Below are 25,103 nucleotides of genomic sequence, written 5' to 3'. Positions count from 1 at the left end.
TCAGTCCACCGGTCCCGCGCGCGCCTGGGCGGTGGCGTCGCTCGTCCCGAAGCTCCCGAGTGCCACCGGCACCCGAACCGTCACCACCACATCGTCTCCGGCGGTACGGCACTCCACGAGCTCGGCCCCCGAGTCCTGTCGGCGGCTCAGATCTCGTGCCGCCGCGCATGGATTCGGCTCACCCGCGGCATGCTCGATCGCCGCGGCCAGAGCGGACAGATCGGCCGCCGACTGGGCGCGGTGGCGGGCGAGCACCGCTGCCCCGACATAGATCACCATCACGAGAACCGCAGCCAGCGCCGCGATCACGAATGCGCCCAACACCGTTGCGTGACCGTCGTCGTCGGCGATCAGCCCACGACGGCGCGTCATGGCCCCACCCCCGGCGCGAACACCACCTGATCCGCACCTGTCGGCTCCTTGGCCGCGACCGCCCGGGCCGACACCGTGAGACCCGGCAGCATCGCCACACCCGATCGGACCTCGACCACGACGACCCGATCGTCCGCATCCGAGATCGACACCCGCGCATCATCTCCGACGAGCCGTTGCGCGACCTCGCGCCCCGAAGCATCACCCGCAGCGGACAGGCGAGCCACCTCGCGCGCCGCGTCGGTACAGCGGATCTGGGTGGTCACCGCGGCGACCGCACCCACGGCGATGAGCACCATCACGACGATCGCGGCGATCGCGTACGCGGCCTCGACCGTCACCATGCCTGATTCGTCGGCGAGCAGGCGTCGCAGCCACTTTCGGCGGTTCATCAACCGACCGAGGTGTTAAGCGCCTTTCCGATGATGCCCGTCAGGGCACTCACGATGTTGTCACCGGTGACCACCGTGTAGAGGATCGCCCCGAACGCCGCCGCGGCGATGGTGCCGATCGCGTACTCCGCCGTGGACATGCCTTCCTCGTCGGTCATCAGGCGCGTCATGTGCGCGCCTAGACGTCCGATCACATCGCTTCGATCGTGCGGCGCCGCGGCCTGGGTGGCGTCGTGGGTCCGGAACATGGTGCGTGACATGGTCTCTCCTGGGAGTCGATGGAACCGAGTGAACGGTGTTGCACGTACTTGGACGCAGCGCGTCGCCGTTCGGATCCCTCGGATTTGCCGACCCTGCCGTTCCGGCGCAAACCCCGACGATTCCCGGCTAAGAGGTCGACCACACCCCGAGTTCGTTGCCGCTCGGATCCGTGAAGTGGAACCTACGACCACCGGGAAAAGCGTAGGGGCCGTTCACGATCTCGCCACCCGCCGCGCGCACCCGCTCCACTGAGGCGTCGAGATCGTCGGAGTAGAGCAGCACAAGGGGACCACCGCGTACGGCCGCGACCTCGCTCGTCGCGAGACCCCCGACCTCGGGCAGGTCCGGGCCGCCCGGATTCGCGATTCCCGCGTATACGGGACCGTAGTCGTTGAACTGCCAGCCGAACGCAGCCGCGTAGAACGCCTGCGCCGCGGCCGAGTCGGTGACGGTGAGTTCGATGTAGTCGATGGCATGGTGTCGGTGCCCGGAGTCGGTCATGGAGAACATTCTGCGTCGTCGCACCGACAGATACGTCAGATCGAACCCAGAACCGACGAGGCGAGCCCGACGACGACCGGGACGATCCCGAGACAGATGAACGCGGGCAGGAAGCACAGTCCGAGCGGGCCACTGATCGCGACACCGGCCCGTTCGGCGGCGGCAAGTGCGTCGTCGTGCGCCCGGCGTCGAACATCGTCGGCGAGTTCGGCGAGACCGCCCGCCAGCGACGAGCCGGCCCGCGCCGACCGGCGCGCCATCGCGGCGAGTGCATCGAGATGGTCGTCGGACGTCTCGCCGTCCGGTCCGTCGAGCAGGGCCGACCATGCCGCGTCCGGATCGGCGCCCAGCTGCAGCAGGTCGGCGACGTGAGCGAGGGGCGCCGCCATCGACGCCGGCGCGCGTTCGGCGACCACCGAGGCCGCGGTCCCCACCGGCAGACCGGCGCGTAGGCACACCGCGAACAGATCGAAGGCCGCCGCGACCGCGAACGGGTCGTCGGCGGTGGGACCGGCACCGAGCCACCGCGGCGTGCGATCGGGCGGCGGCGGATCGGTCACCCGATAGAGCAGCCATCGCGGCGCAGGCCAGATCCACAGCGCGGCCGCGAGCAGCACCGCCGAACACGCAGTGCCGGTGAGGGCGCCGGCGATCAACGTGTCAGCACCTTGCCGGTGATGCGCTCGGACCAGCCGATCCCCGCCGCGACCAGAGCACACCCGACCACCAACAGGATCCCTCCCAGGCCACCGCCGAGGAGGACCTGGATCGGACCCGCACCGGTCGCCTGACCCAGGGCGATCCCGAGCAATGGCAGACCGGCGAGGACCGCCGCCGTCGCCCGCGGTCCCGACAGTCCGGCTCGTGTCCGATCCGCGAAGCCACGCCGCGCCTGAAGATCCGAACGCACCGCACCGAGCAGGTCGACCATCGGCAGGCCGCGGTCCTCGGCGATCTGCCAGGCCACGCCGATACGACGCCAGGACGCCTCGCCCGAGACCCTGCCCGCCAGGCCGGCCCCGGACACCGGGTCGATCACCGACCCGCCCAGGGCGGCCCGGAACGCCATCGACTCCAACCCGTTCGCGATCTCCGCTCCGGTGGCCGGGTCATGGGGCTCGCGACGACGGAGTTCGGCGACCGCGACCTCGCAGGCCCGGACCGGTGGCGCACCCACCGACAGTTCGGCGATCATCAGCGACAGCCCCAGGAGCAAGTCATCCGACTGGCGGTCGAGGCGCTTCTCGGCCGACCGCCGCCGACGTACCCACAGCACGACCGTCACAACGATCGCGGCAGCGACGGCGGCCGCCAGTCCGCCGATCAGGAGCGCCCCCAACGGGACCGTCATCGGGATCAGCACGGCCGGTGCCGATCTCCGGGCGGGGCGGGGTTGTCCGGACACCGTCTGGAGTCGGTGTCTCGCTCGCGGCGCGGCCGACAGCGGCAGCGCGACGCCCACGGCTCCCATGACCAGCGCGACGGCGACCGGCGTGGACATCATCGTCGGCCCCCCGACACCGGCCCACGCCCGGCGACCAACCGGTCGAAGTGATCGCGCTCCGCCGTGAATCCGCTGTTCCGCAACCAGATCGGCACGATCGTCACGCGTCCGGCGTCGTCGCGCCGGACGACCCCGACCTCGGCGAGTCCGCGGGTCCCGCCCGCGTTGCGCGCCACGCCGAGCACCACCTGCAGTGCGGCACCCAGCTGACTGTGGAGAGCGTCGCGGGCCATGCCTCCGAGGGCGGCGAGGGCCTCCATCCGCGCCGGCACCTCCGACGTCGAGTTCGCGTGGACCGTGCCGGCACTCCCGTCGTGCCCGGTGTTCAGCGCGGTGAGGAGGTCGATGACCTCACCGCCGCGAACCTCTCCGACGATGATCCGGTCGGGTCTCATCCGAAGTGCCTGACGGACCAGGGTCCGCACCGGCACCTCGCCCACGCCTTCGACATTCGACGCGCGCGCGACCAACCTCACCACCTGCTGATGGCGCGGGGCCAGTTCGAGCGCATCTTCGACGCAGACGACCCGCTCGCGCGGATCCATCGCTCCGATCAATGCGTTGAGCAGGGTCGTCTTGCCGGTCCCGGTACCGCCGATCACCAGGAATGCCAGGCGGTTCCGGAGGATGTCCCCGATGATCGGCACCACCTCGGACGGGATCGCGCCGCTCTCGACGAGGCTCGGCAGATCCTTGGATGCCGAACGCAGGACCCGCAAGGAGATACATGTACCGTCCGCGGCAAGCGGCGGGATGATCGCGTGCAGCCGCACGGTGTATCCGCGCCGACCGACGTTCGACAACTGCCCGTCGACCCAGGGCTGGGCGTCGTCGAGCCGCCGCCCGGCGCCCAGGGCCAGCCGACCCGCGAGGCGGCGTACCGACGCCTCGTCCGGGAAGCGGATCGTCGTCTGCTCGAGTCCGGATCCGCGGTCGACCCAGACCTCGTCGGGACCGGCGACCAGGATGTCGGCGATGTCGGGTTCGGCGAGGAGTTGCTCGAGCTTGCCCGCCCCGGTCAGCTCGGTCTGCAGGAAGCGGAGAGCGGCGAGCAGGTCGGTGTCACCCAGCACTCCCCCGGCCTCGGCGCGGATCGCGTCGGCGATGACGGCCGGACTCGGGTCGGCCGCGTCGGCGGCCAGTCGCGAGCGAACCCGGTCCAACAGCGCCTCGTCGGCCGGTCCGTCGATTCGCGCCTGGGTCACGACGCACGCTGTCGGCGCTCGGCGACTCTGGCGTGCACGGTGTGCGCCGCGCGTCCGAGCGGACTGCGGCGTCGCAACCGCAACGGACCACCCTCCAGCCTCCCCGCGAGACGGGGCTCCGGCCGATAGGCGGCGAGCAGTGGGAGTCCGATGGCATCGGCGACCTGTTGCGGACGCAACCCGCCGGGCGACGGTCCGCGCACCACCAGCTCGACGGCCACCTCGTCACCGACGACACGGTCGACGATGCGTCGAGCCGCGGCGCATCCGCCGACGGTGGGTGTGGTCACCACCACCACGACATCGGAGGACGCGATCGCGGCGCGCACCACCGGCGCGTCGGACCGGGGCAGGTCGAGCACGACGAGATCACCATGGGTGTGCCCGGCGTCGATCACCGCGGTGACCGCCTCGACACTCAACCCGGCGCTCGGCCGGCGTTGTGAGGTCAACACCGCCAGGCCCTCGCCCGCGCTCGGCAGCGCCTGGTGGAGCGCCGTACCGCCGACGACGCCGCCGTCGAGCGAGAGATCCTGCCACCGCAGCCCGCGGCGGCGCTCGATGCCCAGCAGGAGATCGGCTCCGGCGCCCATGTCGTCGAGGTCGAGCAGCAGCGTGGGCGACTCGGCACCTGCCGACGTCAGCGCGACCGCCGCGGCCAGGGTCGACGCCCCGGCACCACCGTGAGCACCGATGAGCGCCACGACACCCGCAGGTCGGCGCCTGGGCACCCGGCACTCCGTCAGTACCCGGACGAGGCGTCCTTCGTCGGCCGGGAGCGTCGACGCGTCCTCGATACCCAGTTCCATCGCCATCCGCCAGATGTGTGCTCCCGGTTCGGTCGCACTCACCAGTACGAGACCGGGTCGCCGAGGTGGGCGCACCCGGGCGAGAACGGCGATCGCGGACGGGTCGGCCGCGACGCCCCGGGCGGTCAGCCATTCGCGACGGCAATCGTCCGCCGGCGCGCTGAGCACGTGGTATCCGGCTGCGGCGGCGCAGCGTGCGACGTCGTCGTGGAGGTCGGGGTCTACGAGAACCAGGAGTTCATCGGGCATGCGGCCGATCATGCGACAGGCGCGGCGTTCCGACGGGCGGGATCGCGGGCGGTTGGGGATGGCGACGAAGGCTGTGGACAAACTCTCGCGACCGGCGGGGTCTCGGGATACAAAAGACCCCAGACAGAGGACAACCCCGGCCAGGGGGGGAGGAGGCCGGGGTCGTCACGTTTCAGCCCCGGGGGGTCGGGCTGAAACGTGACGGTATGAGAACCGGGTACCGATGACTATACACACGGGTTTGGATTATTTGCAAGCACAACAATCCCATTCACTAATGTCCGTTCTACTGCGGAGTAACCAGCAGATCAAATCAGACGCCCGTTCCGGGCGCATATTCGGGAATCGCGATTCAGGCTCGCGAATCGCGCAACGTCTTTGCAACGTTCCCGCTCGAGGCCGCCGAACTCCGAATCGGACACCTACCACCCCCAAACCAGCTGTCGATTCCGTCGAAGATGGTGCGTCACAGGGCGTTTCGTCCCCATCCGCAAGTCGTTCAACATTCCGGCGCGGAACGCTTGATGTGATCGGCATCACGGTGTAGAACAGTGGTTACGGAATCTCGGAAGGCCAAGTTCGATCCGGAAGAGAAGGAACGAACCCCCACGCCGAGCACTTCCCAGCACGGGCGGCAAGCACCCACGCGGAGCACGCCGCATATGGCAAAAGTGTTGTGCGCCTGCGACATCACAGTCAGGACGACCGACCGCCACCACTCGATGCGCCACCGCCTTCCCCTCGTGAGGCGCCAGGCCCGAGAGGAATGGCCCACAGCTGGCAGCACGTGGACGGTCAGTAATCCCGACTCGCGATCAATCGCCGAGGCGGTGACCACAACCCACCAAGCACGCTTGGTAACTTGAGTCCGTGCTACGCGGGCGGCAACCGCGTCGTTTACGACGCCGGTGGCCGCCCGCAGTGCTGTCCGGGCCGGGTTCGAGACCTCGCGAGACTAACCAGACCGGGCCGCGTCCGCGATCGACTTCGCCTCGGCCGCACCGGCTTCCAGGGCCTCGCAGCAGAAGATGATCCAGTCCCGCAGGCCCGACTCGGTACCAGCCCCGAAGTTCGTAGCCAACGTGCGATACTCGCCGACCCGCTTGAACCAGGTCACCTCCGGCACGCCGAGGCAGTGCGGGTCCAGCCCGGTCGCGGCGCCGACGAGCCGAGACGCGGCACGAGCGACGACACCGTTGGCAGCGGGGAAGGCGTCCACCGCCAGCAGCTCGCCGTGCACCACCGCCACGAGCACCGGCGCCGGGACCGAGGTGGCGCCGGTTGTCAACTGCCCCAACACGTTGAGACGTTCGGCGACATCCGTCCCACGCCGGGGCCGCCCGAGATCTTCCGGGTCGTCGACGAGGTCCGCGGCGGCGAGGGTGTGCAACCTCGCCAGCGCCTGCGCGGGAGCCCGGCGGATCACCGAGGTGAGTGTGACCAGCGAATCGCCGTCGAGGGCCTGCGACACCCGCATCGCGCCGGCCAAAATCGGGTCGTCGAAGTCGCCATCGCGTCGGAGCTCGACACTTCCGCCGTCGATCGCGGCCGAGGACCGGCCCGCCCGCCACGACGCCTCGGTGGCGGTCTTGTCCCATCCTCGCAGGTTGGCGGGGTGCCGGTGCACTGCGGAGAGGGCATCCCGTGCTCGATCGGCGGCGGCGGCGACGCCGGGCAGCTCCAGCAGGGGCAACAGTGGGTCGGTGGTCACGAACCGACGATAGTTGCGGCCGCGGACCGCTCACCAGGTCGCCCTCGGTTCGGTCGATCAGGGCTACGGATTCGGACACCCACGGTGTCAGCCGAATGGGCGCCGATGATCCATTGTTAGTCACCGTTTCAGATAATGCGCACCTGTAATTGTTCACGGTGTTCGTCAGTTGACTGACTGAAACGCATCGCTCCCGACGTCGGCGCGGTCCAGAGGGCATCCCGACCGCTCGTCGCCGCTTACCCGCCGTTCGTCGCCAATCGGCCGCGCTCACATACCGGACGGTTCCAGCCTAGACCGCGACGTGACTACGCTCACACTGATTGCCCGTTCTGACGCCAGGTCACCCTACTGTTGAGTGACCGCCGTCGACAGCGAAAGGCCCTTGTCACCGATGTCCTCCACCGTCCAGGCATTTCCTCCCTCCGACGAGTTCGCCGCCCAGGCCAACGGCACCGCCGAGATGTATGACCATGCCGATGCCGACCGCCTCGAGTTCTGGGCCGAGCAGGCCCGGCGGCTGGACTGGGCCACCGAGTTCACCACCACCCTCGACTGGTCCGACGCCCCGTTCGCCAAGTGGTTCGTCGGAGGCAAGCTCAACGTCGCGGTCAACTGCGTGGATCGGCACGTCGCCGCAGGCAAGGGCGACCGCGTCGCCATCCACTGGGTCGGTGAACCCGGCGACACCCGCGACCTCACCTACAGCCAGCTGCTCGCCGAGGTCAGCAAGGCCGCCAATTACTTCTCGTCCATCGGGCTGGTCGCCGGCGATCGCGTCGCCATCTACATGCCGATGGTCCCCGAGGCCCTGATCTCGATGCTCGCCTGCGCCCGCCTCGGCCTCACCCACTCCGTGGTCTTCGCCGGCTTCTCTTCCGGCGCGCTGCGCTCCCGCGTCGACGACGCCGAGGCCAAGCTCGTCATCACCACCGACGGGCAGTACCGCCGCGGCCAGCCGGCGCCGTTGAAGACCCAGGTCGACGAGGCGCTCGGCACCGGCGACGACGCCGCGAAATCCGTCGAGAAGGTCCTCGTCGTGCGTCGTACCAACCACGACCCCGACCTGAACTGGGTCGAAGGACGCGACGTGTGGTGGGAAGACACCGTCGACGAACAGTCGGGCACCCACGACGCCGAGGCCTTCGACGCCGAACACCCACTCTTCCTGCTCTACACCTCGGGCACCACCGGCAAGCCCAAGGGCATCGTCCACTCCTCCGGCGGTTACCTCACCCAGGTCAGCTACACGTTCCACTACGTCTTCGACCACAAAGAAGGTCGCGATGTCTTCTGGTGTGGCGCCGACATCGGCTGGGTGACCGGCCACTCCTACCTCGTCTACGGTCCGCTCTCCAACGGCGCGACCGAGGTCGTCTACGAGGGGACCCCCAACTCCCCCAACGAACACCGCCACTTCGAGATCATCCAGAAGTACGGCGTCACCATCTACTACATCGCGCCGACCCTGATCCGCACCTTCATGAAGTGGGGACGGGAGATCCCCGACGCCCACGATCTGTCCAGCATCCGGCTGCTCGGCAGCGTCGGCGAACCGATCAACCCCGAGGCCTGGAAGTGGTACCGCGAGGTCATCGGCGGCAACTCCGCGCCCATCGTCGACACCTGGTGGCAGACCGAGACCGGCGCCATCATGATCTCGCCGCTGCCCGGCGTGACCGCGACCAAGCCGGGATCGGCGATGAAGCCCCTGCCCGGTATCAGCGCCAACATCGTCGACGACCAGGGCAACCCCGTCGGCGCCGGTGAGCAGGGCTACCTCGTGCTCGACCAGCCGTGGCCGTCGATGCTGCGCGGGATCTGGGGCGACGACGAGCGCTTCCGCGACACGTACTGGTCACGGTTCGCCGAGCAGGGCTGGTACTTCGCCGGCGACGGCGCCCGCTACGACGAGGACCACGCACTCTGGGTCCTCGGACGCGTCGACGACGTCATGAACGTCTCCGGCCACCGCATCTCCACCGCCGAGGTCGAGTCCGCGCTCGTCGGGCACTCCGGTGTCGCCGAAGCCGCGGTCATCGGCGCGGCCGACGAGACCACCGGCCAGGGCATCGTCGCCTTCGTCATCCTGCGCGAGGGCGTGGAGAACACCGGGGACCAGCTGATCGCCGAACTGCGCCAGCAGGTGTCGGTGGAGATCTCGCCGATCGCCAAACCCCGCGAGATCAACGTCGTGCCCGAACTGCCCAAGACACGCTCGGGCAAGATCATGCGCCGTCTGCTCAAGGACGTCGCCGAGGGCCGCGAACTCGGCGACACCTCCACCCTCGTCGACCCGTCGGTCTTCGAAGCGATCCGCGCGAAGAAGGCCTGAGGCCGTTCGAGTTCTCCAGGGCCTGCCGACCTGAGGTCGGCAGGCCCTGCCCGTCTTCGCGCCACTCCATTCGACGGGTGGCTCGCCACCCCATTCGACGGGTGGCTCGCCACCCCATTCGACGGGTGGCTCGCCACCCGGACCGCCCGCGCATGGCAACATATGGCCATCAGCCGAACAACGGAGGATTCTGTGAGCCCCAACGAGCACGGCCTGCCCGACGCGGGCCGGGACTCCGTCCCGTCGATCCCGCTCTCCGACGCCAACGCCGGCCGCAACGGCGAGCCGACGATCGGAAGCCTGGTCAAGGACGCGACCGCCAGTGTCTCCACCCTGTTCCGATCCGAGGTCGCGCTCGCCAAGGCCGAGCTGGTCACCGAGGCCAAGAAGGCCGGCGCGGGCACCGGGCTGCTCATCGTCGCCGGTGTGATGGCGCTCTACGCGAGCTTCTTCTTCTTTTTCTTCCTCGCCGAACTGCTCGACGAGTGGGTCTGGCGCTGGCTGGCGTTCCTCATCGTGTTCCTCATCCTGGTGGCGGTCACGCTGATCGCCGCGTTCGTCGGATACCTGTTCTTCAAACGCGTGCGCGGACCCGCGAAGACGATCGAGACGGTCAACGAGCTGCCGACCGTCCTGCCCCACCGGGCCGCGGCGCACGACACCTCCACGCACCCGAGAATCCCGCCCGCCCGCGAAGGGTGATCCGTGAGCGAGGAGCCCGACCCCTCGACCGTTCGTCTCCCGGGTGATTGGGAGCATCTCGACGTCCGCGCCAACGGAGTCCGTTTCCACGCCGTCCAGCCCGCCGGCGTTCCCGCTGACGACCGCCCGCTGGTGCTGCTGCTCCACGGTTTCGGCGAGTTCTGGTGGAGCTGGCGACATCAGCTGACCGCGCTCACCGACGCCGGCTTCCGCGCCGTCGCCGTCGACCTCCGCGGCTACGGCGACACCGACAAACCGCCGCGCGGCTACGACGGCTGGACCCTGGCCGGCGACACCAACGGCCTCGTCCGCGCGCTCGGACACACCCGGGCCACCCTGATCGGACACTCCGACGGCGGCCTGGTCTGCTGGGCGACCGCCACGCTGCACCCGCGCGTCGTCGACCGGATCGTCGTCATCGCGTCCCCGCACCCCCGCGCCCTGCGTCGACGCGTGTTGCGCGACAAGGCACAACGCACACAGTTCCTACCTCTGTTCCTGCGCAACCAGATCCCCCGCCTCGGTGAACGGCAGGTCACCCGCGACGACGCGGCCTTCGTGTCCGACTACTTCGCGGAACGGTCGTCGGCTCCATGGCGCGGTGAACCCGACTACGCGCACACCGTCGAACTCAACCGGTCGGCCATGCTGATCCCCAACGTCGCGCACTGCAGCCTGGAGTACCGGCGCTGGGCGTTCCGTTCGCAGTTCCGACCCGACGGCGCCCGCTTCATGGAACTGATGGACCAGCGGCTGCATCTCCCCGTGCTGGCCCTGCGGGGCCGCGACGACCCGTACATCCTCGACGACGCGATGGCCGACAGTCACCGATGGGCCGCGCACCAGACGTATCGGCAGGTCGAGGGCAGCGGCCACTTCGTCCATCAAGAACAACCGGCCGCGGTGACCGAGCACATCCTCGAGTTCCTACGCCACGAACCCGCACCCACGGCCGACGGCGCGCGCCGATCGGCCCGCAAGGTCAGGCGAGGACGCAACGTTGCGTACTCACCCGCTCGCTTCGTCGCTCGGATTCGTCGAAGTCGGAGCGCACCTGACGGGCGGTGAGCACGAAACCGGTCTCGTCGGCGGCATTCTCGGCCGCACCGAAGACCACACCGAGCACCTCGCCGTCCGAATTCAGCAGCGGTCCACCCGAATTGCCCTGCCGGATCAGACCACGGACGGCGTAGACCTCACGGGTCACCTGCCCGGTCCGGTAGATGTCGTCACCGGTGTGGGCGAAGACCGCACGCACCCGCAGCGGGCTCACGTAGAACGGTCCGGCCTCGGGGAAACCGAGTGCGATGGCGTCGTCCCCGGTCGACGCGGGGCGTGAGGCGAACCGCAGGGCCGGCGCCCGGAGGCCCGGGACGTCGAGAACCGCGATGTCGTTCTCGCTGTCGAAGAGCACGACGCGCGCCGGGAGCTGCGCCCCCGTCGAGGTCTGGACCTCCAGCCGTTCGGTGCCCGCGACCACGTGCGCGTTCGTCATGACGCGCTCCGGAGAGACGACGAACCCGCTCCCCTCGAGAGCCTGCCGGCAGCTCGGTGCCACGCCTTCGATCTTCACCACGCTGGGACGCGCCTGCGTCACCACCGGCAGTTCGGCCAGCGCCTGATCGGGAGGGTCGACGTTCGTCGACGGGGTGCTGACGAACGGGAGCTTCGGGAGTCCCGAACTGTCCAGGAGCGCCTTGAAGTCGTCCGGGATGTCGTCGACCCACTGCGGCGACACCGCGTCGACGCCGGTGAGCACCTTCGAGTCCCGAACCGCCCCGGCGATCGCCGGGTCGGCGGACTCGCGCAGCGGGATCGCCAGCAGGCCCGCGGCCAGCAACACCGCGACCACCTGTAGGAGCGAGCCGACTCCGCTGTCGACGGCGCGCAGCCCGGGCGACCGGATCCCACCGCGAGCCGCACGTCCCAGAACCATGCCGGCGACCTCGCCGACGACCACGAGCACGACCAGCACCAGAATCCCGGCGAGCACCCGTACCTGCAGATCGTCGAACTGCTCGATCAGGCGGGGTGCGAGCAGCAGACCGGCGACGGCGCCGAGTGCGACTCCGATGAACGCCAGGGCCGAGGCGACCGCACCCGACCGGTACCCGCTGGCCGCCGCGAGCAGGGCGATGCCGATCACGATGATGTCGACCCATGTCGAGCCGGTCATCGGGCACCTCCGGACTCGGCGTTACCGGCGTCGACCACGTCGCGGTCGTCCGGGTGCAGTTCCGCGAACCCGGATTCCTGCCGGCTCCCGGCGAGCTCGATCATCTTCTCCAGCGAACGAACGTCGGCGGAGTCCCACGGACGGTCCCAGCCGGACACTTCGCTGATGGCGGCGATGAGCCCACCCGTGAATCCCCAGACGAGCAACTGGTCGACGAAGAACGCGGGCCCCTTGTAGACGATGCCGACCGCCTTGCGGCGGACCTGGAACCGGTTGTCCGGGTTCAGCAACTCGCGCAGATTGATCCGGTCCACGCGCGCGGTCTCGCCCTGGTCGACGACGCGCACCTCGCTCGGGCGGTGCCAGTAACCGATCACCGGGACGACGTCGAAGCCCGAGACCCCGACGGGAAAGCTCGGCAGGGTCGCGAGGATGGTCACCCCGGATGCGTCGAGGCCGGTCTCCTCGGCCGCCTCGCGCAGCGCGGTGCCCACCGGGAAGTCGTCGCCGGGATCGGCCGCGCCCCCGGGGAACGCGACCTGCCCGCTGTGCTGGCGAAGTGTGGGAGCGCGCTCGGTCAGCAGGACCTCGGCGTCGGCCGGCACCCCGCCGGGATGATCGTCGGCCGACTCCCACGAACCCGAGAACAGGATCAGAACGGCCGCCGACCGGGAGTTGGTCGGCAACATCGACGCCCAGCGCGATCGATCCCCGCCGCGGTTGTCGACGCTTTTCCTGACGGCGCTGACATCGTCGGTCAACGCCTGCAGCCACGGCGGGATCTCGTCACGCGGGACCAGCGGTCCCGCATCGGCGCGCGAACGCCCGCTCATATCCGCACGCCCAGATGCTCGGCCACCGAATCGGCGATCTCCTCCGGACTGTCGAAGACACCGGGATAGACCTCGGCGACCGTGCCGTCGGGTCGAAGGAAGACGGTCGACGGGAACACCCTGGGCGCGTTGATGGCCGCGGCCACCTTTCCGTCGAGGTCGAGCACGGACGGCAAGCGGACTCCGATCTCGGTGAGCAGCGTCAGCGGGAAGAACGGGTTGCTGCCGCCTTCCTTGGCGTGCAGGGCCAGCACGGTGACCCGGTCGCCGGCCCGCGCGGCGAACTCCTCGAAGTAGGGCAGCTCGGTCTTGCACGGACCGCACCACTGCGCCCAGACGTTGATGACGAGCGGTCGGCCGGCCGTCGAGGCACCGAGGTCGTAGGGCGCTCCGGTACTCAAGCAGGGTTCGACGACGCCGTCGAGGACGGAGTCCGGCGACTCCGGCAGTCCGGTGACCGGGCAGTCCGGCAGGTCGGCGGTGCTGCGCGCCTCCGCCAGACGCGCCTCGTCCACCGGCGCATCGATCGGGCGGACTCCACTCGACGAGGGCGGTGCGCTCGACATCGGCGACGGATCGTCCCCGCGCGGCCAGATCGCCACGATCAGCGCGATCATCACGACCACGAAGACCACGGTCCACCGCGCGGCAGGTGGAAACCGAGAACCCCGGGGTGACGTCGGCCCGCTTGGTTCGCTCACGGGGCCGCGATCCCGGCCAGCGCGAGGAGATGCTCGGTCTCCGGCCCTTTCACCAGGGCCGCGGCCTCGGCCTTGTCCATCGGTCCGGTGCCCACCGACGGACAGTCCTTGGCGAGGACGCACACCCCACACGCCGGCTTGCGCGCATGACACACCCGTCGGCCGTGGAAGATCACCCGGTGCGACAGGTCCGTCCACTCCCGCCGCTCGATCAGCTCGCCGACGGCGTGCTCGACCTTCACCGGATCGGTCTCCTCGGTCCACTGCCAGCGCCGGACCAGGCGGCCGAAGTGGGTGTCGACGGTGATGCCGGGCACACCGAACGCGTTGCCCAGCACCACGTTCGCGGTCTTGCGCCCGAACCCGGGCAGCGACACCAGATCCTTCAGATTGTCCGGGACCTCCCCGTCGAACCGCTCGACGAGCGCCTGCCCGAGTCCGATGATCGAGTTCGCCTTGTTCCGGTAGAAGCCGGTGGGACGGATCATCTCCTCGAGCTCGGTGCGGTCCGCCCCGGCATAGTCCGCGGCCGTCCGATACCTGGCGAACAGCGCGGGGGTGGTCATGTTCACGCGCACATCGGTGCACTGCGCCGACAGGATCGTCGCCACCGAGAGCTCGAGCGGGTCGGTGAAGTCGAGTTCGCAGTACACGTGCGGGAAGGCGACCTGGAGGGTCCGATTCATCCGCCGAGCGCGCCGGACCAATCCGAGATGGGTCTCCTGCTTGCGTGCCGGGGTCGGTCCCGCGGCCGCAGACTTGCGTGCGCTCACCTGATTCAGGTTAGCGATGCGCACGGCGAAGCCCGATTCCGCTGGCCCCCGACACGGGGCGAAGCACTCTCACACACCTCCTGAATGGAACATCACCGCAGGTCAGAACCGCGTGTTCGCCCTGGGAGAAGGGCTGGTCACGGCCACATCGGCGTGCTCACGCGCAACCTACGGTCAGGTAACAAGTCAATGACGGCGGCCCTCTCGATGCGGTTCCGGGCGGGTCGATTGTGTTTACTTGTCCCCATGCACGGTCTCGCGGCGCTGCTGTTCCCGGCTGTACTCATGTTGTTCGCCATGGGCATGGACAAGGTCCAGTCCCGGATCGACCGCTCGGCGGTCTCACGCGATGAGGTGGAGGACTTCCTCGACTCGGCCGACGCCCAGAACGTCCAGACCCTCGCCCGCGAGGGCATGCCGGCCGCGCTCGACGAACTCCGCGACCGACGGGTCACCCGTCACGAATCAGCGGTGTCCGGCCACACCGAATCGCCGCAGCGGGCCAGCTGACCGGCCGTCGCCGCCCCCGCTTCCGTACCGCCCGACCACCGCGTCGACACTCCGCCAATCGGACACACCCGCAATGAGCTTCCAGTGACCCATCCAACACATATGCTTGTGCGCGGGGTAGCGTAGCCAACGGCGCGATCTGACGCGGGCTGTAGAGAGATTCGAGAAAGGTTCCCTAGGTGGAAGAAGTACTGGCGCGGGCGGGCATATTCCAGGGCGTCGAGCCCTCCGCCGTCGCGGCGCTGACCAAGCAGCTTCAGCCCGTCGACTTCCCTCGCGGACACGTGATCTTCCACGAAGGCGAGCCCGGCGATCGGCTCTACATCATCATGTCCGGCAAGGTGAAGGTCGGCCGACGCTCGCCCGACGGACGCGAGAACCTGCTGACGATCATGGGCCCGTCCGACATGTTCGGCGAACTCTCCATCTTCGATCCCGGCCCCCGTACCTCGTCGGCGACGACAGTCACCGAGGTCCGCGCGGTGTCAATGGACCGTGACGCGCTGAAGGCGTGGATCAAGGACCGTCCGGAGATCGCCGAGCAGCTGCTGCGCGTGCTGGCACGCCGCTTGCGCCGCACCAACAACAACCTCGCCGACCTCATCTTCACCGACGTGCCCGGTCGCGTCGCCAAGCAGCTCCTGCAGCTTGCGCAGCGCTTCGGCACCCAGGAGGGCGGCGCGCTGCGCGTCACCCACGACCTGACCCAGGAAGAGATCGCCCAGCTCGTCGGCGCATCGCGCGAGACCGTCAACAAGGCGCTCGCCGACTTCGCCCAGCGCGGATGGCTGCGCCTCGAGGGCAAGAGCGTGCTCATCGCCGACTCGGAGCGTCTCGCGCGCCGCGCGCGCTGACTCGAGTTCACCACGAAGCCGCTCGCTCCTCCGGGAGCGGGCGGCTTTGCTCCTCCCCGCTCCCTGAGGTGCGAGCGGCGTTGCTCCTCCCCGCTCCCTGAGGTGCGAGCGAAGCGAGCCTCGAAGGGTCAGGCCTCGCGCAAATACTCCAACTGTGCCTTCACCGACATCCGCGCGGCGGGCCACAGCTTCTTGTCGACGTCGGAGTACACCTTGCGCACCACCTTCATCGGCTTCGCGTCGCGGGCCGAGACACCCATCGTGTCCAGAGCGGCGACGATCTGGTCGATCCGCTCCTCGCGATGCGCCTTGTAGTACCGCGCGACGGGGCCCAGATCGGGATGGTCCGGACCGTGCGCCGGGAGCAGTGCCGCCCCTTCCCCTTCGACGATCAGACGGTTCAGCGAGTTCAGATAGTCGCGCAACCCGCCGTCGGCGGGATCGAGCACGGTCGTGCCACTCCCGAGGATCGTGTCGCCGGTCAGGACCGCACGTTGTCCGTCGTGTTCGACGAGGAAGCTGACGGAATCCCCCGTATGTCCCGGGGTGAACAGCACCGTGATCCGCAGACCCGCGGCCTCGATCACCTCACGATCCCGCAGTGGCGCCCCGTTGCGGCAGTGCTTCTCCAACCGAGCACGTACCGGCGCACCCGTGCGCTTGTGCAGGCGCGACACCCCGCCGGTGTGGTCGAAGTGCCGATGGGTCACCAAGACCAGTGCGACCCCGGGCAATTCGGCGAGGCGCCGGGCGTGGTGTTTGTACTTCGGCGGTCCCGGGTCGACGACCACGCATTCCTCGCTGCCGGGAGCGCGCAGCACGTAGGTGTTCGTGCCGTCGAGTTCCATCATCCCGGAGTTGTCGCACAGCAGGACCGACGCGAAGGGGGTCACTTCCCGCAGCACCCCGTAGGCAGGGTGCGTGGGTGCGGCGTCGTTCGGTGAGCTCATGGTCCCCGAGCCTATCCACTCGGTGCGGAGAACCGGGCGAAGCCCGACGATCCGACCATGCCGAGTCGATCCCCGGGTCAGACCCCGCCGACCGTCGCACCGTTCACGGACTGCTCGCCGGCCGACCCGTCCACCACCGTGGGCGCCACCTGATCCTGCAGGCTGCGCAGCAGCGCGGCACCCTGGGTGATCACACCGGTCATGATCTCGTTGACGCCCTCGGCCCCGTTGTACACGGTGAGGTTCGCGGTGCTGAGGCCCTTGGCGACCTCGCCGACGAGCGTGGGCAGGGCCTCGATGAGCTGCTGATCGAGGGCGATGCGGTTGTGCTGTGCGGCGGCCGCCGACTGGATCTCGACCGCCTTGGCCTCCGCCTCGGCGATGATCTGTCGTCGTAGCGCCTCGGCCTCGGCCGGTTTCACCACTTCGGAGATCAGTTCCTGTTCACGGAGTTCGGCCTGCGCCTGCGCGAGCACGGACTGTTCGCGGATGACCTCTTGGTTGACCCGCGCCTGCGCGAGCGGACCGGCCTGGGCGGCTTCGGCATTGGCCTTGTCGGTCTCGGCCTTGATCGCAGCCCGCTTGATCGCGGTCTCCCGCTCGTAGTCGGCCTGGTTCCGCAGCGACTCCTGCTGCGCCTTCGCCGACTCCTGGTCGGCGCGAGCACGCTCGACCGCCGCCTCGCGCTGCACCTTGGCGATGTTCGGGGCAGCCAGCGCGTTGATGTAACCGGAATCCATGTCGTCGATCGACTGGATCTGGAACGAGTCGACGACGAGACCGATCGATCCCATCTCACGCTTGGACGCGTCGAGCACCTGACGGGCCAGGGTGTCGCGCTCGCGGATGATCTGCTCGACGGTCATCGAGCCCACGATGGAACGCAGGTGACCCGAGAAGATCTGTCCGGTCAGCTGATTCATCTCGTTCTCCTGCTCGGAGATGAAGCGCTGTCCGGCGTTGACGATCGACGCCACGTCATTCCCGACCTTGTGGGCGATGACCGCCCGCACGTTGAGTTGGATGCCCTGGGTCGTCACACAGACCTCGCGGATCGTCGCCTCGTGCAACGCCATCGACAGGAAACGGACCTTCCGGAAAAAGGGCATGACCCACTTCCCGTGCCCGACGACGACCACGAACGGCGCATCGTCGAAGTCGGACTTGGCGCCGGAGATCAGCATCGCCTCGTCGGGTTCGGGAACGTAGTAGCCGAGCATGGTCTCTCCTCGGGCGGCAGGCGGTATGTGTCGACGTCAGATCCTGCCGCATCCGGGACGTTTCGACGATCGGTTGTTCACATGGTTCGGTTCGCCGTGTCGGGGACCGGTACCCATGGCTCGACGTCGACGACTCGGCCGGAACGTTCGGCGATGACCAGAACGGGCGCGTCGAGCCCGATCGGTGCGGCGGCGCGGGCGAGGAACCGCTCGGTTCCGCCGGCCAACGGCAGTTCGATCTCCCCGAGGAGTTCGCCGCCCGGTATCGACATCGTCACCGTCCCTGTACGCCCGACGAGTTGCGATGCTGCCATCCGACGGCCTCCCCAGTGTCCCCGATCCGTGTGTCGAACCCTAGGCCATGGCGGTCCGTCGTCGGTCGCGGACACCGTCGAGCACCACGTAGGCCGCCGTGAGCACCGCGATCACGGCGGCGCCGAGCACCAGCACCCCGTAGCCGAAGGCCCCGACGACGAGTCCGGAGAGCGCGCCCGCCGCCGCGCCGGCCAGACTCATCGCGGTGTCCGAAACCCCCTGCGCCGGTGCGCGTCGCGCGGTGTCGACACTGTCGGTGAGGAGCGTGGAGGCCGCCACGGTCGACGCCGACCATCCCACGCCGAGCAGGACCAGCGCGACGACGAGACCCGTCTGAGATTCCGCGAAGACGAATCCGACGACGCAGCTGACGACGAGTGTCGCCTGACCGCCGAGGATCACCGGGATCCGGCCGGTCCGGTCGGCGAGCAGGCCCATCACCGGTGCGAGCGCGTACATCCCGGCGATGTGCGCGCTGATCGACAGGCCGACCAGCGTCACCGAGGCGCCCCCGTGATGCATGTGGACCGGCGTCAGCGCCATCACCCCGACCATGACCGCGTGCGCCGACACCACCGCGGCCATCGCGGCCCGCGCCGGCGGCGAGTGCGTGATCGCCGAGAGCCCCTCGGCCAGCGACGCTTTGACACGACCCCCGTCCGTGTCGCCGGTCGCCACGACCAGCGGGTCGGGGCGGAGGCCGACGAACAGCACGGCCGCCGCCCCGAGGCACCCGACCGCACCCACGAGGAACGGTCCCGACAGATCGGCCATCGCGAACCACCCGGCGACGGTGGCGCCGATCGGGACCACCGCCGGCCCGATCACCGCGCCGACCATCGTCGTCCACACCACGAGCGAGAGGTCGCGGCCACGAGTGCCGGCCGACGACAGATCCGTTGCCGCGAAACGTGCCTGCAGGCTCACCGCGGTGCCCGACCCCACCCCGGCCATCCCGACGAGCATCAACGCGAACCAGCCGCGATCGACGGCGGCGGCCACGACCAGCGAACCGGCCCCGGCGATCACCAGGCCCGTGGTCAACGCGGGACGCCGCCCGCGTCCGGCGGCCAAGGACGCCAGCGGGAGACCGGCGGCCGCGGCCCCCAGCGTGACCACGGTCGTCGGTATCCCGGCCAGGGACGCCGTTCCCGACAGTTCCTCACCGAGGATCGCCCCGAGCGCCAGCGCTCCGCCCATCGACAGGCCGGCCAGGATCTGGGCCGTGCACAGCAGGACGATGGTCCGCCGTTGCAGAGCGACGTTCTCACTCATGATTGCGGACGACCGGGTCTGCTCCGCATCCGCAGCGAATTGATCGTGCCGAGAACACCCGCAGCGAGTGGGACCACAAGCGCCACCTGTAGCGCGACCGGCCGGACTTCGGTGTTGATCCGGATGATCTCGTCGCTTACGTCCGTGGGCTGCCCGGCCAGCAACTCGGTCAGTTGTGTATTGCTCATGACCTGTGCGTCGTCGTCGAGCACCTGCGCCACCCGCTGCTGTTCCGAGGGCGCCAGGACCTCGCTGGACTCTGCCTCGCGCGCGAATCCGAAGGCGAGCGAGGCCAACAGGATCGCACCGGCACTCGCGAGTCCGAAGGACAGACCGAATGATCCGGCCGCAGAGTTGGTTCCGGCCGCCTCGCTCACACGCTCGTCGCTCATCGGCCCGAGCGTGTAGTCGTTCAGCTGCGAGACGAGCAGCCCCAGGCCGGCACCCGCCACGACGAGTGGCACGACGAGACCCCAGCCGAAGTCCGCCCGCGGCACGATCGGGAGCAGAACCGCGACCCCGAGCGTGAGCAAGCCGAAACCGATGAGCACCACCGTCGACGGGGGCCGGGTGTGTGTCCGCCGACCGGCGACCAGCGCGACCGCGAACATGCTGAGCGACAGGGGCGCCAGGGACAACCCGGCCTCCATGGCGTCGTACTCGAGGACCATCTGCAGATAGATCGGCAGCGAGATCATGATGCCGCCGAGAGCGATCTGCTGCAGCAACTGCTGGCTGACGCCCAGGCGGAACGGCTTGGAGCGAAACAGGTCCGGGTCCAATAGCGTGGGCCGCCCGGCGCGCCGCCGGCGGGTCAGCCACCAGGTCAGTCCGCCCAGACCCGCGGCACCCAGGACCAGCAGGATGCCGACGGCCTCACCGCCCTCCTGCCAGACGAGGATCCCCAGCACGATCCCACCCATTCCCAGCACCGAGAGCAGCGCACCGACGGGGTCGACTCCCCGTGGACCCGTGTACTCGACGTCGCGGACCAAACCGACGCCGCACAACACGATCGCGATGATGACGACCTCACCGACGAAGGCGATCCGCCAGGACAGGTATGTGGTGATGAAACCGCCCAGGAGCGGGCCGACGGCGGCCGCGATCGCGGCGGCGGCGCCCACGAGGGCGTAGACCCGCTTCTGGTCGCCGCCGTGAAAGTTGCCGTGTACCAGCGACTGCATCGCGGGCAGGAGCAGGGACGCCCCTATCCCGCCGACGATCGCCCAGAAGACGATGATCGTCGTGAGACCTTGTGCGAGCGCCATGGCCGACGCGCCCACGGCATAGGCGAGCAAACCGATCACGTAGGCCCGCCGGCGACCGATCAGATCCCCGACCTTGCCCCCGATCAGGATGAACGCGGCGGACACCAACGCCTCGAGGGCAATCGCCGACTGCACACCGCTCACGGTCGTGTCCAGATCACGGACCACCGCCGAGATCGACACATTCATGAACGAGGTGTCCACGACGAGAACGAACATCGCCATCGCGAGGAGCAGCGCGAGGACCCGCTGCTTTCCCGACAGCGGCGTCGCGGCCTCGGAAGCCGTCGAATCGCTGATGATGCACCGCCTCTACGACGATCGGGTCGCGACCCGTCCGCTGCGGGGTCGACGAGGAGAGCATAGTTCGGCCGATGCCGTTCCACAGCGCTGTCCGCCGAGTCCGGCCACCTCAGCCGACGATCAGGTCGTACCCGAGCTTCCCCACCATCACGACGACGACGGCCAGCAGGACCCACCGCACGAACGAACTGCCGCGGCCGATCGCCATGTGCGAGCCGATCTGGGCGCCGACGATGTTGGCGACGGCCAGGCCGAGACCCAAGAGCCACAGCACATTTCCCTGCAGGCCGAAGACCGTGAGGGCGCCGAGGTTGGTACCGGTGTTGATGACCTTCGCCATCGCCGAGCTCTCCAGGAAACTCGTCCCGACCAGCGCGGTCAGGCTGATGATGAGGAAGGTACCGGTCCCGGGACCCATCACCCCGTCGTAGAAGGCCACGACGACACCGGCCAGCACGAGGCCCGCGATCGTCGAGACGCGCGAGCGCGGTCCCGTCGACGCGTCAGTCCCGAAGCCGGGATTGAGCGCGACGAACAGTCCGACGCCGACCAGCATGACCAGCACGATCGGCGTGAAGATCTCGGTGGGCAGGACGACGGCCACCGTCGCGCCGAGGGCCGAGAAGGCGAGCGCCGCAACGAACACCGGGATCAGGCGACGAAGATCGATCCGGACGTGCCGCACGTAACGCCACGCTGCCGACGCGGTCCCGAAGACCGCCGCCAGCTTGTTGGTCCCCAGGGCCGTCGCGATCGGCAACCCCGGCTGGGCGATCAGCATCGCCGGGATCAGGACGAGGCCACCGCCGCCGACCACGGCGTCGACCCACCCGGCCGCGGCGGCTGCCACGACCAGCAGCGCGACGTCCAATGGAGACGTCAGGCCACTTCGACGATCAGTTCCACCTCGACCGGCGCACCGAGCGGGAGTTCGGCGACGCCGACCGCGGACCGGGCGTGCACACCGGCGTCGCCGAAGATCTCACCGAGGACGTCCGAAGCCCCGTTGATCACGGCCGGCTGACCGGTGAAGCCCGGTGCGGACGCGACGAACCCGACGACCTTGACCACCCGGACGACCGAGTCGATCCCGACGAGTGCGTGGATCGCGGCGAGCGCGTTCAGCGCGCAGACCCGGGCTGCTGCCGTCGCCTCGTCCGGCCGAACGACGCCTTCGGCGCCCTCGTGGACCTTGCCCCGCGCCGACAGTTCGCCGTCGACGATGGGCAGCTGTCCCGAGGTGTAGACGAGGTTGCCGGTGCGCACGGCCGGGGTGTAGCTCGCCACCGGTGGCACCACCGACGGGAGTTCGATGCCCAGTTCGGCCAGACGATCGGTCCACGTGGTCGCCATGGTCAGCCCTTCGGTCGCTTCAGGTAGGCGACGTGCTGCTCGCCGGTGGGACCGGGCAGAACCGAAACCAGTTCCCAACCGTCTGCGCCCCACTGATCGAGGATCTGCTTCGTGGCGTGCGTCAGCAGCGGCACGGTCACGTATTCCCACGCGGTCACTTCACTCATGGACTCACCCTATCTGGCGACGGTCAATGGATAAGGTGTTGCGGTGGCCAACGAACAGGGCTCACGATCCGGGTCGGGCGAGGCGCTCGATTCCGGCGTGACAGACAACTCCTCCGTCGCGCGCGAGAACGAGTGGCCGGCGGCCGCCGCGCGCGCTCGCCTGCACTTCGTGACGGGCAAGGGCGGCACCGGCAAGACCACGATCGCCGCGGCGCTCGCACTCGCGCTCGCCGCCGACGGCAAGAAGGTCCTCCTCGTCGAGACCGAGGGTCGCCAGGGCATCGCGCAGGTCTTCGACATCCCGCCGCTGCCACCCACCGACACCCGCATCGCGACCGCCGAGGGCGGTGGCGAGGTGTCCGCGCTGGCCATCGACATCGAGCACGCCCTTCTCGAGTACCTCGACATGTTCTACAACCTCGGCTTCGCCGGCCGCGCGATGAAGCGGATCGGCGCGATCGACTTCGTGACGACCGTCGCTCCCGGACTCCGCGACGTCCTGCTCACCGGCAAGATCAAAGAGCGCATCATCCACACCGACAAGCAGGGCAACCGCGTGTACGACGCGGTGGTCGTCGACGCGCCGCCGACCGGCCGGATCGGCAATTTCCTCGACGTCACCCAGGCCATGGCCGACCTCGCCAAGACCGGCCCGATCCGCAACCAGAGCGAAGGTGTCGTCCGCCTGCTCCACTCGGAGGAGACGATCATCCACCTGGTGACGCTCCTCGAGGCGATGCCGATCCAGGAGACGATCGAGGCGATCGACGAACTGCGGGGCAAGAACCTCAACCTCGGCAGTCTCGTCATCAACCGCGTCAGCGAACCCCACCTGCCGGCCGAGGTGATCGACGAGATCGCCGAAGGTCGGGTCGACGCGGGGCGTGTCGAGGACGGCCTCACCGCCGCCGGACTCAAGCTCGCCGACGGGGACCTGGCCGGCCTGCTCACCGAGACGATCGAGCACGCGACCCGCCTGCAGGCGCAGCAGATCGCCAAGGCGCAGCTCGACGAGGTGGAGATGCCGACACTCGAACTGCCGTCCCTCGGTGACGGCGTCGACCTGGGGTCGATCTATGAGCTGGCCGACCTCCTCCAGAAAGCGGGTGCGTGATGCCACTCGACCTCAAGATGGGCGCGGTGCTCACCGACCCCGCGACCCGCGTCGTGATCTGTTGCGGCGCAGGCGGAGTCGGCAAGACAACGACTGCTGCCGCGATGGCGATGTACGCCGCCGAACAGGGCCGGACCGTGGCCGTGCTGACGATCGACCCGGCCCGGCGCCTGGCGCAGTCGCTCGGGATGTCCGAACTCACCAACGACCCGCAGCCGGTCGCGATCGACGGCAAGGGCACGCTCGACGCGATGATGCTCGACATGCGGCGCACGTTCGACGAGATGGTGCTCGAGTACTCCACTCCCGAACGCGCCGAGGCGATCATGCAGAACGCCTTCTATCAGACGGTCGCCTCGTCGTTCTCCGGGACGCAGGAGTACATGGCGATGGAGAAGCTCGGCAAGCTTCTCGAGCAGGACCACTGGGACCTGATCGTCGTCGACACCCCGCCGTCGCGCAACGCACTGGACTTCCTCGACGCCCCGCAGCGGTTGGGGTCGTTCCTGTCCGGGCGTCTGATGAAGGTGCTGGTCGGCGGCGGTCGCGGCGTCGGCCGGATGGTGACCGGCGCGATGAGCCTGGCCATGCGGGGTGTCTCGACGATCATCGGCGGCGAGATGCTCCGCGACGTGGCGACCTTCGTGCAGTCACTGGACTCGATGTTCGGCGGCTTCCAGGACCGCGCCGCGAAGACCTATGCCCTGCTGAAACAGCCGGGCACCCAGTTCGCGGTGGTGGCTGCGGCCGAGGCCGATGCCCTGCGGGAGGCCGCGTTCTTCGTCGACCGCCTGTCCGAGGAGTCGATGCCACTGGCCGGACTGATCCTCAACCGGACCCACCCGAACCTGACGTCGATCCACGAGGAGGCAGCGCTGGTCGCCCTCGAATCGGTCAACGACGAACTGGCTCGCGGTGTACTCCGGATTCACGCGGATCGGGCCGCCACCGGGAAGCGCGAACTCCATCTGCTGCAACGGTTCACGGCGTCGCACCCGCGGGTGCCGATCGTCGGGGTCCCGGCGCTGCCGTTCGAGGTGGCCGATGTGACCGCCCTGCGCGCGGTGGCCGAGCAGATCACCGGCCGCGGCTGATCACCGAGCGCGACGAGCCGTCCCCCGCTGGTTGAGAAGGCGAGGAGCGTGCGACGAGCCGCCTCCCGCTGGTTGCAGGCGAGGAGCGTGCGCCGAGCCCCCCCCCTGCTGGTTGAGCAGGCGAGGAGCGTGCGACGAGCCGTGTCGAAACCA

The 25,103-nt window shown here is 69.1% G+C and carries 28 protein-coding genes; 7 read left to right on the top strand and 21 right to left on the bottom strand.

The genetic code is table 11. The annotated features are described in order from the left end of the window. The 9 genes from LEL84_RS17480 to LEL84_RS17440 form a co-directional block, all read right to left on the bottom strand. Positions 1 to 372, bottom strand: coding sequence for an Rv3654c family TadE-like protein (locus LEL84_RS17480; RefSeq protein ID WP_065630534.1), 372 nt, complete (start codon positions 370 to 372; stop codon positions 1 to 3). Beyond that, positions 369 to 764: a TadE family type IV pilus minor pilin gene (locus LEL84_RS17475; RefSeq protein ID WP_226512306.1), complete on the bottom strand. Its 396-nt coding sequence runs from the start codon at positions 762 to 764 to the stop codon at positions 369 to 371. Before LEL84_RS17475 ends, LEL84_RS17480 begins: the two co-directional genes overlap by 4 nt. Beyond that, complete coding sequence (locus LEL84_RS17470; protein ID WP_078111772.1) at positions 764 to 1,024, bottom strand: DUF4244 domain-containing protein; 261 nt, start codon at positions 1,022 to 1,024, stop codon at positions 764 to 766. Before LEL84_RS17470 ends, LEL84_RS17475 begins: the two co-directional genes overlap by 1 nt. A 127-nt stretch (positions 1,025 to 1,151) precedes the next feature. Next, entirely contained in the window at positions 1,152 to 1,526 is a 375-nt protein-coding gene (locus tag LEL84_RS17465) for a VOC family protein (protein WP_165630696.1), read from the bottom strand. 35 nt (positions 1,527 to 1,561) lie between these two features. After that, entirely contained in the window at positions 1,562 to 2,182 is a 621-nt protein-coding gene (locus tag LEL84_RS17460; RefSeq protein ID WP_413466875.1) for a type II secretion system F family protein, read from the bottom strand. Beyond that, positions 2,179 to 3,030 (bottom strand): type II secretion system F family protein, encoded by an 852-nt coding sequence (locus tag LEL84_RS17455; protein ID WP_226512305.1) that lies wholly within the window; start codon positions 3,028 to 3,030, stop codon positions 2,179 to 2,181. The genes LEL84_RS17460 and LEL84_RS17455 overlap by 4 nt, the downstream gene beginning before the upstream one ends. After that, positions 3,027 to 4,235, bottom strand: a complete 1,209-nt coding sequence (locus tag LEL84_RS17450; RefSeq protein WP_226512304.1) for a TadA family conjugal transfer-associated ATPase — start codon at positions 4,233 to 4,235, stop codon at positions 3,027 to 3,029. The genes LEL84_RS17455 and LEL84_RS17450 overlap by 4 nt, the downstream gene beginning before the upstream one ends. Further along, complete coding sequence (ssd, locus tag LEL84_RS17445) at positions 4,232 to 5,293, bottom strand: septum site-determining protein Ssd (RefSeq protein ID WP_226512303.1); 1,062 nt, start codon at positions 5,291 to 5,293, stop codon at positions 4,232 to 4,234. The genes LEL84_RS17450 and ssd overlap by 4 nt, the downstream gene beginning before the upstream one ends. A 955-nt stretch (positions 5,294 to 6,248) precedes the next feature. After that, a complete protein-coding gene (locus LEL84_RS17440) occupies positions 6,249 to 7,004 on the bottom strand; it encodes an oxidoreductase (protein ID WP_226512302.1) in 756 nt (251 codons plus the stop codon). 394 nt (positions 7,005 to 7,398) lie between these two features. Between LEL84_RS17440 and acs the strand changes: the two genes are divergently transcribed. The 3 genes from acs to LEL84_RS17425 all read left to right on the top strand — a co-directional run bounded on the left by acs (position 7,399) and on the right by LEL84_RS17425 (position 11,109). After that, complete coding sequence (gene acs, locus LEL84_RS17435; protein WP_226512301.1) at positions 7,399 to 9,339, top strand: acetate--CoA ligase; 1,941 nt, start codon at positions 7,399 to 7,401, stop codon at positions 9,337 to 9,339. Between the two features lie 192 nt (positions 9,340 to 9,531). After that, on the top strand, positions 9,532 to 10,041 hold the full coding sequence (locus LEL84_RS17430) for a phage holin family protein (RefSeq protein WP_068970210.1): 510 nt from the start codon (positions 9,532 to 9,534) through the stop codon (positions 10,039 to 10,041). Positions 10,042 to 10,044: 3 nt separating this feature from the next. Beyond that, a complete protein-coding gene (locus LEL84_RS17425; protein ID WP_137808647.1) occupies positions 10,045 to 11,109 on the top strand; it encodes an alpha/beta fold hydrolase in 1,065 nt (354 codons plus the stop codon). Here the strand turns inward: LEL84_RS17425 and LEL84_RS17420 are convergent. From LEL84_RS17420 to nth, 4 genes are all read right to left on the bottom strand, one after another. Beyond that, positions 11,024 to 12,217, bottom strand: coding sequence for a MarP family serine protease (locus LEL84_RS17420; protein ID WP_065630682.1), 1,194 nt, complete (start codon positions 12,215 to 12,217; stop codon positions 11,024 to 11,026). The genes LEL84_RS17425 and LEL84_RS17420 overlap by 86 nt on opposite strands. Beyond that, positions 12,214 to 13,050: an NUDIX hydrolase gene (locus LEL84_RS17415; RefSeq protein ID WP_226512300.1), complete on the bottom strand. Its 837-nt coding sequence runs from the start codon at positions 13,048 to 13,050 to the stop codon at positions 12,214 to 12,216. The genes LEL84_RS17420 and LEL84_RS17415 overlap by 4 nt, the downstream gene beginning before the upstream one ends. After that, on the bottom strand, positions 13,047 to 13,667 hold the full coding sequence (locus LEL84_RS17410; RefSeq protein ID WP_240199209.1) for a TlpA family protein disulfide reductase: 621 nt from the start codon (positions 13,665 to 13,667) through the stop codon (positions 13,047 to 13,049). Before LEL84_RS17410 ends, LEL84_RS17415 begins: the two co-directional genes overlap by 4 nt. A gap of 80 nt (positions 13,668 to 13,747) precedes the next feature. Next, a complete protein-coding gene (gene nth / locus LEL84_RS17405; RefSeq protein WP_226514344.1) occupies positions 13,748 to 14,437 on the bottom strand; it encodes an endonuclease III in 690 nt (229 codons plus the stop codon). Between the two features lie 333 nt (positions 14,438 to 14,770). On the opposite strand from nth, the gene LEL84_RS17400 reads away from it, so the two are divergent. Further along, positions 14,771 to 15,034, top strand: a complete 264-nt coding sequence (locus LEL84_RS17400; RefSeq protein ID WP_058251089.1) for a hypothetical protein — start codon at positions 14,771 to 14,773, stop codon at positions 15,032 to 15,034. A 179-nt stretch (positions 15,035 to 15,213) separates the two neighbouring features. Further along, positions 15,214 to 15,888: a Crp/Fnr family transcriptional regulator gene (locus tag LEL84_RS17395; protein WP_004022089.1), complete on the top strand. Its 675-nt coding sequence runs from the start codon at positions 15,214 to 15,216 to the stop codon at positions 15,886 to 15,888. Positions 15,889 to 16,016: 128 nt separating this feature from the next. Here LEL84_RS17395 and LEL84_RS17390 read toward each other — a convergent pair whose 3' ends face one another. From LEL84_RS17390 to LEL84_RS17355, 8 genes are all read right to left on the bottom strand, one after another. Beyond that, positions 16,017 to 16,838, bottom strand: a complete 822-nt coding sequence (locus LEL84_RS17390; protein WP_078111781.1) for an MBL fold metallo-hydrolase — start codon at positions 16,836 to 16,838, stop codon at positions 16,017 to 16,019. Positions 16,839 to 16,915: 77 nt separating this feature from the next. Next, on the bottom strand, positions 16,916 to 18,058 hold the full coding sequence (locus tag LEL84_RS17385; protein WP_058251087.1) for a flotillin family protein: 1,143 nt from the start codon (positions 18,056 to 18,058) through the stop codon (positions 16,916 to 16,918). A gap of 77 nt (positions 18,059 to 18,135) precedes the next feature. Continuing rightward, positions 18,136 to 18,372: a hypothetical protein gene (locus LEL84_RS17380; RefSeq protein ID WP_226512298.1), complete on the bottom strand. Its 237-nt coding sequence runs from the start codon at positions 18,370 to 18,372 to the stop codon at positions 18,136 to 18,138. Positions 18,373 to 18,412: 40 nt separating this feature from the next. Beyond that, the gene (locus LEL84_RS17375; protein ID WP_211538699.1) at positions 18,413 to 19,648 is read right to left on the bottom strand and encodes an MFS transporter; all 1,236 of its coding nucleotides are present in this window, start codon (positions 19,646 to 19,648) and stop codon (positions 18,413 to 18,415) included. Continuing rightward, entirely contained in the window at positions 19,645 to 21,144 is a 1,500-nt protein-coding gene (locus LEL84_RS17370) for an MFS transporter (RefSeq protein ID WP_226512297.1), read from the bottom strand. The genes LEL84_RS17375 and LEL84_RS17370 overlap by 4 nt, the downstream gene beginning before the upstream one ends. Before the next feature lie 187 nt (positions 21,145 to 21,331). After that, positions 21,332 to 22,093, bottom strand: a complete 762-nt coding sequence (locus LEL84_RS17365) for a TSUP family transporter (protein WP_165630705.1) — start codon at positions 22,091 to 22,093, stop codon at positions 21,332 to 21,334. Between the two features lie 8 nt (positions 22,094 to 22,101). Then, complete coding sequence (locus LEL84_RS17360) at positions 22,102 to 22,575, bottom strand: RidA family protein (protein WP_159369926.1); 474 nt, start codon at positions 22,573 to 22,575, stop codon at positions 22,102 to 22,104. 2 nt (positions 22,576 to 22,577) lie between these two features. Beyond that, positions 22,578 to 22,742 (bottom strand): DUF4177 domain-containing protein, encoded by a 165-nt coding sequence (locus LEL84_RS17355; protein ID WP_004022081.1) that lies wholly within the window; start codon positions 22,740 to 22,742, stop codon positions 22,578 to 22,580. A gap of 43 nt (positions 22,743 to 22,785) precedes the next feature. Between LEL84_RS17355 and LEL84_RS17350 the strand changes: the two genes are divergently transcribed. Next, positions 22,786 to 23,856 carry an ArsA-related P-loop ATPase gene (locus LEL84_RS17350; RefSeq protein ID WP_058251082.1) on the top strand — a complete coding sequence of 357 codons (1,071 nt, stop codon included), beginning with the start codon at positions 22,786 to 22,788 and terminating at the stop codon, positions 23,854 to 23,856. Next, positions 23,856 to 24,950 carry an ArsA family ATPase gene (locus LEL84_RS17345; RefSeq protein ID WP_058251081.1) on the top strand — a complete coding sequence of 365 codons (1,095 nt, stop codon included), beginning with the start codon at positions 23,856 to 23,858 and terminating at the stop codon, positions 24,948 to 24,950. Before LEL84_RS17350 ends, LEL84_RS17345 begins: the two co-directional genes overlap by 1 nt. Positions 24,951 to 25,103 lie beyond the last annotated feature (153 nt).

The sequence above is a fragment of the Gordonia sp. WA4-43 genome (assembly GCF_020520305.1).
In the GTDB taxonomy this organism is placed as follows: Bacteria; Actinomycetota; Actinomycetes; order Mycobacteriales; family Mycobacteriaceae; genus Gordonia; species Gordonia hongkongensis.
Note: the sequence above shows the minus strand (reverse complement) of the source record. Positions and strands in the feature narration are given on the sequence as shown.